The organism is Aeromicrobium sp., from assembly GCF_036676885.1.
In the GTDB taxonomy this organism is placed as follows: Bacteria; Actinomycetota; Actinomycetes; order Propionibacteriales; family Nocardioidaceae; genus Aeromicrobium.
This window is the reverse complement of sequence record NZ_JAKFCB010000076.1, coordinates 1-11,283: the sequence shown is the minus strand read 5'-3', so window position 1 is coordinate 11,283 and position 11,283 is coordinate 1. Positions and strand designations below refer to the sequence as shown.

General features: G+C 70.5%; 13 protein-coding genes. 10 read left to right on the top strand and 3 right to left on the bottom strand.

All coding sequences use genetic code 11. The features are described 5' to 3' along the window. A partial coding sequence (locus V6M46_RS04070) for a serine hydrolase domain-containing protein (protein WP_332662490.1) occupies nucleotides 1–1,127 on the top strand: 1,127 nt, incomplete at its 5' end. Between the two features lie 17 nt (nucleotides 1,128–1,144). Here V6M46_RS04070 and V6M46_RS04065 read toward each other — a convergent pair. Both V6M46_RS04065 and V6M46_RS04060 read right to left on the bottom strand, forming a co-directional pair. Further along, a complete protein-coding gene (locus tag V6M46_RS04065) occupies nucleotides 1,145–1,495 on the bottom strand; it encodes an iron chaperone (protein WP_332662489.1) in 351 nt (116 codons plus the stop codon). 18 nt (nucleotides 1,496–1,513) lie between these two features. After that, entirely contained in the window at nucleotides 1,514–2,044 is a 531-nt protein-coding gene (locus tag V6M46_RS04060; RefSeq protein WP_332662488.1) for a hypothetical protein, read from the bottom strand. A gap of 147 nt (nucleotides 2,045–2,191) precedes the next feature. Between V6M46_RS04060 and lpdA the strand changes: the two genes are divergently transcribed. The 8 genes from lpdA (at nucleotide 2,192) to V6M46_RS04020 (ending at nucleotide 9,986) form a co-directional block, all read left to right on the top strand. After that, on the top strand, nucleotides 2,192–3,574 hold the full coding sequence (lpdA, locus tag V6M46_RS04055; protein WP_332662487.1) for a dihydrolipoyl dehydrogenase: 1,383 nt from the start codon (nucleotides 2,192–2,194) through the stop codon (nucleotides 3,572–3,574). Between the two features lie 21 nt (nucleotides 3,575–3,595). Beyond that, a complete protein-coding gene (gene sucB, locus V6M46_RS04050; RefSeq protein WP_332662486.1) occupies nucleotides 3,596–5,542 on the top strand; it encodes a 2-oxoglutarate dehydrogenase, E2 component, dihydrolipoamide succinyltransferase in 1,947 nt (648 codons plus the stop codon). A gap of 3 nt (nucleotides 5,543–5,545) precedes the next feature. Then, complete coding sequence (locus V6M46_RS04045; RefSeq protein WP_332662485.1) at nucleotides 5,546–6,439, top strand: TIGR01777 family oxidoreductase; 894 nt, start codon at nucleotides 5,546–5,548, stop codon at nucleotides 6,437–6,439. After that, a complete protein-coding gene (locus tag V6M46_RS04040; RefSeq protein ID WP_332662484.1) occupies nucleotides 6,436–6,963 on the top strand; it encodes a DinB family protein in 528 nt (175 codons plus the stop codon). Before V6M46_RS04045 ends, V6M46_RS04040 begins: the two co-directional genes overlap by 4 nt. Nucleotides 6,964–7,031: 68 nt before the next feature. Then, nucleotides 7,032–7,811, top strand: coding sequence for a prolipoprotein diacylglyceryl transferase (locus V6M46_RS04035; protein WP_332662483.1), 780 nt, complete (start codon nucleotides 7,032–7,034; stop codon nucleotides 7,809–7,811). Further along, complete coding sequence (locus tag V6M46_RS04030; protein WP_332662482.1) at nucleotides 7,808–8,152, top strand: hypothetical protein; 345 nt, start codon at nucleotides 7,808–7,810, stop codon at nucleotides 8,150–8,152. Before V6M46_RS04035 ends, V6M46_RS04030 begins: the two co-directional genes overlap by 4 nt. Next, nucleotides 8,149–9,726 carry a radical SAM protein gene (locus V6M46_RS04025; RefSeq protein WP_332662481.1) on the top strand — a complete coding sequence of 526 codons (1,578 nt, stop codon included), beginning with the start codon at nucleotides 8,149–8,151 and terminating at the stop codon, nucleotides 9,724–9,726. The genes V6M46_RS04030 and V6M46_RS04025 overlap by 4 nt, the downstream gene beginning before the upstream one ends. Next, nucleotides 9,723–9,986: a hypothetical protein gene (locus V6M46_RS04020; RefSeq protein WP_332662480.1), complete on the top strand. Its 264-nt coding sequence runs from the start codon at nucleotides 9,723–9,725 to the stop codon at nucleotides 9,984–9,986. The genes V6M46_RS04025 and V6M46_RS04020 overlap by 4 nt, the downstream gene beginning before the upstream one ends. Here V6M46_RS04020 and V6M46_RS04015 read toward each other — a convergent pair. Beyond that, nucleotides 9,979–10,410, bottom strand: a complete 432-nt coding sequence (locus V6M46_RS04015; protein ID WP_332662479.1) for a hypothetical protein — start codon at nucleotides 10,408–10,410, stop codon at nucleotides 9,979–9,981. The genes V6M46_RS04020 and V6M46_RS04015 overlap by 8 nt on opposite strands. Nucleotides 10,411–10,478: 68 nt before the next feature. On the opposite strand from V6M46_RS04015, the gene lipB reads away from it, so the two are divergent. Further along, complete coding sequence (gene lipB / locus V6M46_RS04010; RefSeq protein ID WP_332662478.1) at nucleotides 10,479–11,201, top strand: lipoyl(octanoyl) transferase LipB; 723 nt, start codon at nucleotides 10,479–10,481, stop codon at nucleotides 11,199–11,201. Nucleotides 11,202–11,283: the final 82 nt, after the last annotated feature.

Here is an 11,283-nt window from a genome sequence, read left to right as displayed (position 1 = left end):
TGCGGTTGCGGGACGAGGGACGACTCGACATCGGCGACACGATCGGCACGCACCTCCCCGAGGTGCCGTTCCCGCAGGTCACGATCGCGCAGCTGTTGACGCACACCTCCGGCCTGCAGGCGGAGACCGACGGCGAGTGGTGGGAGCGCACGGAGGGCGATTCGTGGGCCGCCCTGATGGCCGCGAACCCCCGGCTGCGGTCGACGCCCGGCACCGGCTTCCACTACTCCAACGTCGGCTACGCAGTGCTCGGCGAGCTCATCGCCCGGCTGCGGGACCAGCCGTGGCAGGACGCCGTGCGGGCGGGCCTGCTCGAACCGCTCGGCATGACGCGTACGACGACCAGGCCGGCACCGCCCGCGGCGCCCGGCCTCGCGGTGCACCCGCTGGCCGACCTCGTCCACGCCGAGCCCGAGCACGACGCCGGCGCTCTGGCACCCGCGGGACAGCTCTGGTCGACGGTTGACGACCTCGCCCGCTGGGCGGCGTTCCTCGGCGGGCGCACGGGAGACGTCCTCGCCGCGGACACCCTCAAGGAGATGCTGCGCCCCATCGCGGTCAACCATCTCGTCGGCGCGGCCTGGACCGGCGCGCACGGCCTGGGCTGGCAGACGTGGAACGTCGACGGCCGGCTGTTCGCCGGTCACGGCGGCTCGATGCCGGGCTTCCTCGCAACCCTCCGCGTCGACATCGAGAGTGGCGACGGCGTCGTCGTGATGACCAACGCCACGAGCGGCCTCGGCCCGGTCACCTCCGAGCTGCTCGACCTGTTCGTCGAGAAGGAGCCGACCCCGCCGAAGTCCTGGACCGCCGACTCCTCGCAGGCGGCGACCCTCGACCTGGTCGGCCCGTGGTTCTGGGGGACGTACGAGTTCAGGCTCACGCTGGCCCCCGACGGCCAGCTCCGGCTCGGCACTCCGGGCGAGGGCCGCGGCGCGCGGTTCAGGCCCGAGGGCGACGGGTGGACCGGTCTCGACGGCTACTACACCGGTGAGCCGTTGACCGTCGATCGCGATGCGTCCGGCCGCGCGATGCGTCTGGTGATCGCGTCATTCGTCTTCACCCGCACCCCCTACGATCCCGAAGCGACGATCCCCGGCGGCGTCGACGAGGCCGGCTGGCACTAGCGCCATGTCCCGGCCGCTCAGGCGTGCTGCGCGGCGATGAACTGCGCGATCCTGCGCAGCAGGTCGTGCGGCACCGGCCGGTCGTACATGAGCTTGACGGTGTCCTTGTCGGACCGCAGCGGCGCGATCGCGGGCTCGAGGTCCGCGCCCGCGACCGGGACGGGGTAGAGGCCGATGTGCTTCGACCACCCTGCGTAGTGCACCAGGTAGCGGTCCCCCAGCATGACGCACGGCATCTGGTAGCGGATCGTCTCACCCGACCCCGGCACGGCGGCCTTGATGGTCGCCCGTACGTCCTCGAGGATGGCCTGCACCTCGGCCGGGAACGACGCGATGTACTCGTCGACGGTGTCGAAACGCTCTGCCATGACGGTCAGTCTGGCACGTCAGTCGGGCAGTCCGAGCGCCCTTGCGGCGTCCTCCACGCTGTCCCACTTGGTGCGCTCACCGCCGAGCCGGTCGGGGTGCGCCTGCTTGCGGGCCTTGCGGTAGACCCGCATCAGCTCGTCGAACGACGGGTTGGTCGGCAACGGGTCGACCCCGGCGATCGACTCGAGCGTCATGATCGCGGCGAGCTCCTTGGGGGTCTGCTTCGCCGGCTGCGGCGTGCCCGGGCTCGACGGGGGCGTCGGCGCACCCTTGGCCTTGCGGAGGTCGTAGTCGCGCTTGCGCGACGGGATGCCGACCAGGTTGGCGTCGTAGACCGGGACGTTGAGCTTCTTGCGTGCGAACTCGTACGCGGCCTGGGCCGACGCGACGCGGCGACGGATCGACTCACCGTCGGACGCCACCAGGAGGAGTGTCGTCTGGGTGACCGACGTCTTGGGCTCGACGTATGCCTCGACGCCCTTGCGTGACTCGACGAAGGCGCGCAACGCGTCGAGGTCCGCACGGCTCGCGTTGCGGTCTGAGACCACGGCGCCGCCATCCGTCCTCGCCTTACGCCGGAAGATTCCCATGGCACAAGTGTGCCCGATCGTGCGGCATACCCTGATCAACCCCGGTGGCAGCGTCGTTGCCGCAAGTGACAAGATGATGACGAACGACATCCTTGGGAGGACACCGTGGCGGACGTCGCCGGCAACAACTTCGACATCGTGATTCTCGGCGGCGGCAGTGGCGGTTACGCCTGCGCGCTGCGCGCGGTCCAGCTCGGCAAGACCGTCGCGCTGGTCGAGAAGGCCAAGCTGGGCGGGACCTGCCTGCATACGGGCTGCATCCCGACCAAGGCGCTGCTCCACTCCGCGGAGGTGGCAGATGCCAGCCGCGAGAGCGAGAACTTCGGCGTCAAGGCCACGTTCGAGGGCATCGACATGCCGGCGGTCAACACCTACAAGGACGGCGTGGTCGACCGCCTCTACAAGGGCCTGCAGGGGCTCATCAAGTCCGGCGGCATCACGGTCGTCGAGGGCGAGGGCAAGCTCGTCGACAAGAACACGGTCGAGGTCAACGGCGAGCGCTACGTCGGCACCAACGTCGTGCTGGCGACCGGCTCGGTCTCCCGCACGCTGGGTCTCGACATCGGCGGCCGGGTCATCACGAGCTCCGAGGCGCTCACGATGAGCGAGGTCCCCGAGAGGGTCGTCATCATCGGCGGCAGCGTCATCGGCGTCGAGTTCGCGTCCGTATGGAAGTCGTTCGGCGCCGACGTCACGATCATCGAGGGCCTGCCGACGCTGATCCCGCTCGAGGACCCGTCGCTGTCCAAGCAGCTCGAGCGCGCGTTCCGCAAGCGCAAGATCAACTTCAAGACCGGCGTCAAGTTCAGCAGCGTCGAGCAGACCGAGTCCGGCGTGACGGTGTCCCTCGAGGACGGCACGACGATCGAGACCGACCTGGTCCTCGTCGCGGTCGGCCGCGGACCCAACTCCGCCGGCATGGGCTACGAAGAAGCCGGCATCACGGTCGACCGTGGCTGGGTGCCCACCAACGAGCGTCTCGCGACCAACGTCGACGGCGTCTTCGCGGTCGGCGACCTCGTCCCCGGCCTGCAGCTCGCGCACCGCGGCTTCGCGCACGGCATCTTCGTCGCCGAGGAGATCGCGGGGCTCAACCCGCAGCCGGTCATCGACTCGGGCATCCCCCGCGTGACCTACTGCGACCCCGAGGTCGCCTCGGTCGGACTCACCGAGCCCCAGGCCCGCGAGAAGTACGGCGACGACAAGGTCGAGATCCAGGACTACAACCTGGGCGGCAACGGCAAGTCGCAGATCCTCGGCACGGCCGGCAGCGTCAAGCTCGTACGCGAGAAGGACGGCCCCATCGTGGGGGTCCACATGATCGGTGCCCGCTACGGCGAGCAGGTCGGCGAGGCCTCCCTGATGGTCAACTGGGAGGCTTACCCCGAGGACGTGGCGCAGTTCATCCACGCCCACCCCACGCAGAACGAAGCACTTGGCGAGGCCGCACTCGCGCTCGCCGGCAAACCGCTCCACTCACACGCCTGACCCGGAGAACCAGAGGACATCATGGCTACGTCTGTCACCCTTCCCGCTCTCGGCGAAAGCGTCACCGAGGGCACAGTCACCCAATGGCTCAAGCAGGTCGGCGACTCAGTCGCGGTCGATGAGCCGCTGCTCGAGATCTCCACCGACAAGGTCGACACCGAGATCCCCTCACCAGTCGCGGGCGTGCTGCTCGAGATCAAGGCCAACGAGGACGACACCGTCGAGGTCGGCGCCGTGCTCGCGGTCATCGGCGAGGAGGGCGAGAGTGCCGGCGGCGACGCCGCACCGGCCGCTGAGGCACCGGCCGCTGAGGCACCTGCTGCCGAGGCACCTGCTGCCGAGGCACCCCCGGCTGACGCACCTGCTGCAGCAGCACCCGCCGCTGAGGCGCCTGCTGCACCCGAGGCCCCGGCCGAGCAGCCCGTCGCCGAGAGCGCCTCGCAGGAGCGGTCCCCCGCCCCCGCCGGCAGCGCCGACGCCCAGCAGGCCGCAGCTGAGAACGCCCCTGCGCCGCAGGCCGAGACCACGCCCACTTCGGGCGGCGGCACCGCGGTGACCCTCCCCGCCCTCGGCGAGAGCGTCACCGAGGGCACCGTGACCCAGTGGCTCAAGCAGGTCGGCGACGACGTCGCCGTCGACGAGCCGCTGCTCGAGATCTCCACCGACAAGGTCGACACCGAGATCCCGTCGCCGGTCGCCGGCAAGCTCCTCGAGATCAAGGTCGCCGAGGACGAGACCGTCGAGGTCGGCGCCGAGCTCGCGATCATCGGCTCGGCCGACGCAGCGCCTGCTGCCGAGGCACCGGCCGCCCCGGCGCCCGAGGCCGCGGCACCGCCGGCACCACCGGCCGCGCCGGCGCCCCAGGCACCGCCGGCTCCTGAGCCCGCGGCTGCGTCGGCTCCCGACGCTGCTGACCCCGCGTCGCAGGCCAACCCGGCCGAGGCGTCGCCGCCTGCCGAGGCGCCCGCTCCGGCTCCGGCGACGGCACCCGTGCCTGCGCCCGAGCCCGCTCCGGTGCCGGCAGCATCGCCGAGCGCGAGCGGCGACACCTACGTCACGCCGATCGTCCGCAAGCTCGCCAAGCAGCACGACGTCGACCTCACGAGCGTGACCGGCACCGGCGTCGGCGGACGCATCCGCAAGCAGGACGTGCTCGACGCGGCCGAGAAGCCCGCCGCCGCTCCGGAAGCACCGGCCGCCGGCGCACCCGCTGCGGCCCCGGCCGCGGCAGCAGAGCCGTCGCCGCTGCGCGGCAAGACCGAGAAGGTGACCCGCCTGCGCAAGGTCATCGCCGAGCGCATGGTCCAGTCGCTCCAGGTGTCGGCCCAGCTGACCCAGGTCCACGAGGTCGACGTCACCGAGGTCGCGCGGCTTCGCGCGCGTCACAAGGCCGCCTTCCTCGAGCGCGAGGGCGTCAAGCTGACCTACCTGCCCTTCTTCGCGAAGGCAGCCATCGAGGCTCTCAAGTCCTACCCGCAGCTCAACTCGGCCCTGAACCTCGAGGAAGGCACCGTCACCTACCCCGACGGTGAGCACCTGGGGATCGCGGTCGACAGCGAGCGCGGTCTGCTCGTCCCGACGATCCGGGACGCCGGCGACCTCTCGATCGCCGGCCTGGCACGCAAGATCGCAGATGCAGCCGAGCGCACCCGCACCAACAAGATCACGCCCGACGAGCTGTCCGGTGCGACGTTCACGATCACCAACCTCGGCAGCAACGGTGCTCTGTTCGACACGCCGATCATCAACCAGCCGCAGGTCGCCATCCTCGGTGTCGGTGCTGTCGTCAAGCGTCCCGTCGTGGTCACTGACTCCCAGGGCAGCGACAGCATCTCGGTGCGCAGCATGGCGTACCTGGCGCTGACGTACGACCACCGGATCATCGATGGCGCTGACGCCGGCCGCTACCTCACGGCCGTCAAGCAGCGGCTCGAAGGCGCGTCGTTCGAGGCTGAGCTCGGGTCCTGACCCGTGCAGGTCGTCATCGGTGGCGCCTCTGGTTTCCTCGGGATCGCGCTGACGCAGCACCTGCGCCAGCGCGGTCACCAGGTCACCCGACTGGTCCGCACCGCTGACCCCGCCGACGACGCGTCGCTCTGGGACCCCCACACGGGTCGCATCGACCAGATCGTGATCGACCGTGCCGACGCCGTGGTCAACCTCTCGGGCGCGTCGGTGGCGCATTGGCCGCGCACCGCGAAGCGGCGCAAGCTGATCCTGGAGTCCCGCACCTCGGCCACCGGCACGCTGGCCAGGGCAGTGGCCGCCTCCGCCAACCCTCCGGCGCTGATCTCGGCCTCGGGCATGTCCTACTACGGCATCGACTGCGGCGACGAGGTGCTCACCGAGCGCACCGGCGCCGCTGATTCGGGTTTCCTCCCCAGCGTCGTCCAGGCGTGGGAGGCGGCGGCGACTCCGGCGATCGAGGCCGGAGCGCGGGTCTGCTTCACCCGTACGACCCTGGCCCTCAAGGCAGACGAGGGCCTGCTCCGGTTCATGCTGCCGTTCTGGAGGCTCGGCCTCGGCGCCCGGCTGGGCCACGGACGTCAGTACATGTCCTACATCTCGCTCAACGACTGGGTACGCGCCGCCGAGTTCCTCATCGAGTCGCCCGATCTCAGCGGCCCGTTCAACTTCAGCGCACCGGTCCCCGTCACCAACGCCGAGTTCACGGACACCCTCGGCGACGTCGTGCACCGGCCGACATTCCTCGTTGCTCCGCGATTCGCCATCAGGGCCGCGCTGGCCAGCATGGCCGACGACCTGCTGGGATCGATGCGGGTCTCCCCCGCGGCGCTGGCCGACGCAGGCTTCACGTTCTCCGAGCCCGATCTCCGGTCGGCCCTCGAGGCCGCGCTGCGATGAGCGCCACGCCGTCACAGCCGTCGCCGCACACCGCGACGTCCGACCCGGCGCAGGCGTTCATCGCCTACCTCGACTTCTTCCGCGACGCAGCACGGCGCAAGGTCGTCGGGCTCGACGATCGCACGCTGCGGGAGAGCCTGCTGCCGTCCGGCTGGACGCCGCTCCAGATGATCTCCCACCTGGTCCACATGGAGCGCCGGTGGTTCGTGTGGGGGTTCCTCGGCGAGCAGGTCGTCGATCCCTGGGGCGACAACGTGGACGGCATCGCATCGGGGCGCTGGTCGACCGACCGTACGCTCGACGACCTGCTCACCGCCCTGGCCGAGGGCGGCAGACGTACGTCCGAGATCGTCTCGACCCACGACCTCCTCGACCACGCCGCATCCGGCGGCCGGTTCCCCGACGGCGAGCCGACGCCGACCCTCATCGCGATCCTGTTCCACGTCATGCAGGAGTACGCCCGGCACCTGGGTCACCTCGACATCGTGCGTGAGCTGATCGACGGGACGACCGGCGACAACTGATCAACTTCGCACCCGACACCCCGTGGAATCGGTGTACGGATGCCGTCCGGCGCTGACATGCTGACTCCGTGCTGCCGACGATCGACGTGCTCGGGGTGCCGATCCCGACGCACAGCCTGTTCGTGGCTCTCGGCGTGTTCGCGGCCGCGGCGGTCTTCGTCGTCGAGGCACGGCGACGCGGCCAGACCGACGACCGGATCTGGTACGTCGTGCTGGGTGCGCTGGTCGGCGGTGCGATCTTCATGCGCCTCGGGCCGTGGTTCCAGCACCTCGACCTGCGCGACAACGCTTCACTCCCCGAGCAGTGGCTCTACGGCAACCGCAGCATCCTGGGCGGGCTGTTCGGCGCCTGGCTCGGGGTCCACGTCGCCAAGCGGCTGGTGGGCTACCGGGCTCGTACGGGCGATCTCTTCGCACCGGCTGTGGCTCTGGGCATGGCGATCGGCCGGCTGGGCTGCTTCTTCACCGAGCTCCCCGGAACGCCGACCGGCACCTCGTACGGCATCCGGCTCGACGCCGAGGACGCCGCCCGACTCGGCGCACCCGCCGGCGTACCCCTGCATCCCTCGTTCGCGTACGAGATCGCGTTCCAGGCGGCGGCTTTCGTCGTGATCTGGTTCTGGCTGCGGCATCGCCTGGTGTCGCCGGGCGAGACGCTGACGTTCTACCTGCTCGGCTACGGGGCCTTCCGGTTCCTGGTCGAGTTCACGCGCGGCAACGACGTCGCCTGGCAGGGCCTGACCCGGCCCCAGCTGTTCCTGCTCCTCACCGTGCCCCTCGTGCTTGCGCGCGTCGTCGTGCAGGCACGAAGGGGCGTCTACCGACTCGAGCCAGTGGAGGCACGATGACCCAGCCACCGACCGGACCGCCGCCGTGGGGCCACTATCCACCTCCGGGCTCCCAACCTCCTCGAGGCCGCGGCTGGGAGATCTTCGGCGGAGTCGTGGTCGGCGGCATCGCCGCCATCCTGGTGCCCTTGCTCGGCCTCGCCATCGCCTCAGGCTTCGACAACGGTTTCGTCGGGTTCTTCGCGAGCCTCGTCCTCGTGCCGATCGTCGGAATCGGGCTGCTGTTCAGCACGGGGTCCCGGCCCTGGGGCCTGGGCATCCTGATCGGCTGGGCGGTGGCCCTGATCGTCGTCGGCGGCTCCTGCGTCGCCATCATCGCGAGCCTGAACGGGTCGTTGTGAGCACCGGCATGCCGCTGCGCGACCACCGCGTCCACCGCTACGTCAACGCCTTCTGCCCCCGGTGCCACGACGAGCGTCCGGACCGGCCGCTCGCCGAGGTCCGTCGCCTGTCCGGCTGGCTCGCGGTCCGTGACGATCGTGTATGGCTCGAGCGCGGGTGTCCTGACCACGGTCTCGTGACGACGCTGTATGACGAGTCGCCGGAGATCCTCTCGTACCTCGAGGAGTGGACCGCCCCCACCAAGGTGCACGAGCCGGACGTGGCCGGCAACTTCCAGCCGGTGCCCTCCGCGTACGCCGACGGCCTGCCCGAGATGCAGACCCAGCACACCTGCATCCTGCTGGCCGACATCACCGACCACTGCAACCTGCGGTGTCCCACGTGCTTCGCCGAGTCGGCGCCGGCGATGTCGTCGGTCGCGCCGCTGGACCAGGTCCTCGCGTCGATCGACACCCGGCTGTCGCGCGAGAACGGCCGCATCGACGTGCTGATGCTGTCGGGCGGGGAGCCGACGCTCTACCCGCAGCTCGCCGAGCTGCTCGACGCCGTGGCCGTGCGGCCGATCGTCCGGGTGCTCGTCAACACCAACGGCCTGCGCATCGCCCAGGACGACGAGCTGCTCGCCCTGCTGACGCGGCACCGCGAGCGCGTCGAGGTCTACCTGCAGTTCGACGGCGAGTCGGCCGAGGCGTCGACGCACCACCGCGGCGCGGACATCCGGAGGTTCAAGGACCGCGCGCTCGACCGCCTCTCCGCTGCCGGGATCTTCACGACGCTCACCATGACCGCGGCGCTCGGGGTCAACGACGACGAGATCGGCTACGTCGTCAAGCGTGGGCTCGACACCCCGTACGTCGGTGGTGTCACGATCCAGCCGGTGTTCGGCTCGGGACGGTCCGCCGGGATCGATCCCATGAACCGGCTGACCCACACGGGTGTCCTGGCCCGGCTCGACGAGCAGACCGCCGGACAGGTCACCTGGCGGGACCTCACGGCACTCCCCTGCTCGCATCCGCACTGCTGCTCGGTCGGCTACCTGCTGCGCGACGACTCCGGCACGTGGCGGTCGCTCACGTCGTTGATCGGCCACGACAAGCTCAAGCAGTGGCTCGACCTCGACCCCGAGATGCTCGCCAACCGGATCGCCGACGACTCGATCCCGGCGACCATGAAGCGGGTCGTCAAGGACTCGCTGCTCGACCTGCTCAGCGAGCAGTCCTCGCTGTCGCATCCCGACATCGGCAACATCTGGAAGGACATCTGCGACAACTGCGACCTCGGCATCGGCACCCTCACGACGCTGGCCTCCTCGGCGCTGCCCGGGCAGAAGAGGCGACTGCGCAAGATGCTCGGCGAGCGGGTCGTGCGCGTCACGGTCAAGCCGTTCATGGACATGTCGACGATGATCGAGGAGCGACTCATGCAGTGCTGCGTGCACGTCGCGACCGTCAACGCCGAGACGTCCGCCCATCAGTGCGCGCCGTTCTGTGCCGTGCAGGCGTGGGCGCCGCTGTCACGCACCCGGCTGTCGACCGCCACGGGCCGGCCCAACCTCCTGGAGACGCTGCCATGACCCACACAACCGAGCCCGAGACCACGACGTACGATCCGCTGCGGCTGTGCGTGTTCGCGACGATCGCCCTGCTGGGCTGGCTGCTGGGGCCTGTCGCCCTGCTCGGGTTCGCCGCGCTGGGGTTCGCCGGCTACTGGAAGGCGTGGCGCGGCGGCCTCGAGCGTTCGCGCTGCGTGCTTCGCGACACCCGGCTCGTGCTCGCGTATCTCGCGGCGCTGGCCCTGGCCGGCGCGGCCGGCACCTGGTTCTGGGTCACCTGAGCCTGACCCCCGCGATGCGCCAGCCGTCTGTCGTACGTACGAGGGTGATCACCCGGCGCGAGGGCTCGTCGCGTGGCAGCTCCGTGGCAGAACCGTCGGCCCACACGATCCGCGCCGGCCCCAGCCGGTCGACGACGTCCAGCCGGGCGCGCGAGGACGACGCAGCCAGCACCCGGCAGGAGATGACCCGAAGCTCGGCGCCGACGACCCGGCCACCGCGCGCCTCGTAGTCCGCGATCGTCCCGGCATCCGCCGCCAAGGCGCGGCTCCCCCGGACGTACACGCGGTCGAGCAGGCCCGTCTCCGTCGTCGCGAATGCCTCGGCACGGATCTGGTCCAGCTCGGTCAGCGTCGTGGCCCACTGGTCCTCGGGCGCAGGAGAGACTGCTCGCACGGCAGCGATCAGCACCCACAACCAGTCCATGCGGACACTGTGCCGCCGACGGCACCGGCGCGCTCAGCGCCATCCACAGGGCGGCTAGTCTGGAGGACGTGACGCTGCAGATCCTGGACGAGTGGTACGGCGAACGCGCGATCGACTACGTCGACGCGTGGGAGCTCCAACGCGAGCTGCACGCCCAGCGCGTCGCCGACGAGATCACCGACACCGCGCTGTTCCTCGAGCACCCGCCGGTCTACACCGCCGGGCGCCGCACCGAGCCGCACGAGCGTCCGCTCGACGGCACGCCTGTGGTCGACGTCGACCGGGGCGGCAAGATCACGTTCCACGGGCCCGGCCAGCTCGTCGGCTACCCCATCACGAAGCTGCCGTCCCACGTCCTCGTCGTCGACTACGTCCGCCGGGTCGAGGAAGCCATGATCCGCGCGTGCGCCGACCTCGGCGTCACGACCGGACGCGTCCAGGGCCGTTCCGGCGTGTGGCTCGCCGCCGGTCAGGGACGCATCGAGCGCAAGGTCGGCGCGATCGGCATCCGGGTGTCGCGCGGGGTCACGATGCACGGCTTCTCGCTCAACGCGGACGTCGACCTGGGCTTCTACGACCGCTTCGTGCCGTGCGGCATCGCTGACGCCGGAGTGACAAGCCTGGCCTCTGAGCTCGGGCGACCCATCGGCGTCTCGGAAGCCGCGGAGGCGGTGGCCCCGCACCTGCGCGAGCTGCTCGACTGGCAGCCGTACGAGCCCTCAGCCGACCTCGAGCATGACGAACATCCCAGCGTGCCGGTCCTCGGCGTGACGGCTGGGGCACGGGCGTAGGCTGGCACGGTGACTATCGCTCCTGAGGGACGCAAGATGCTGCGTCTGGAAGTCCGCAACGCCGAGACCCCCATCGAGAAGA

Bases quoted from the DNA above. Each gene is read 5' to 3' on its own strand.
- V6M46_RS04065 (WP_332662489.1), bottom strand. From the start codon at position 1,495: ATGGCAGAGCGTTTCGACACCGTCGACGAGTACATCGCGTCGTTCCCG.
- sucB (WP_332662486.1), top strand. From the start codon at position 3,596: ATGGCTACGTCTGTCACCCTTCCCGCTCTCGGCGAAAGCGTCACCGAG.
- V6M46_RS04040 (WP_332662484.1), top strand. From the start codon at position 6,436: ATGAGCGCCACGCCGTCACAGCCGTCGCCGCACACCGCGACGTCCGAC.
- V6M46_RS04030 (WP_332662482.1), top strand. From the start codon at position 7,808: ATGACCCAGCCACCGACCGGACCGCCGCCGTGGGGCCACTATCCACCT.
- V6M46_RS04020 (WP_332662480.1), top strand. From the start codon at position 9,723: ATGACCCACACAACCGAGCCCGAGACCACGACGTACGATCCGCTGCGG.
- V6M46_RS04015 (WP_332662479.1), bottom strand. From the start codon at position 10,410: ATGGACTGGTTGTGGGTGCTGATCGCTGCCGTGCGAGCAGTCTCTCCT.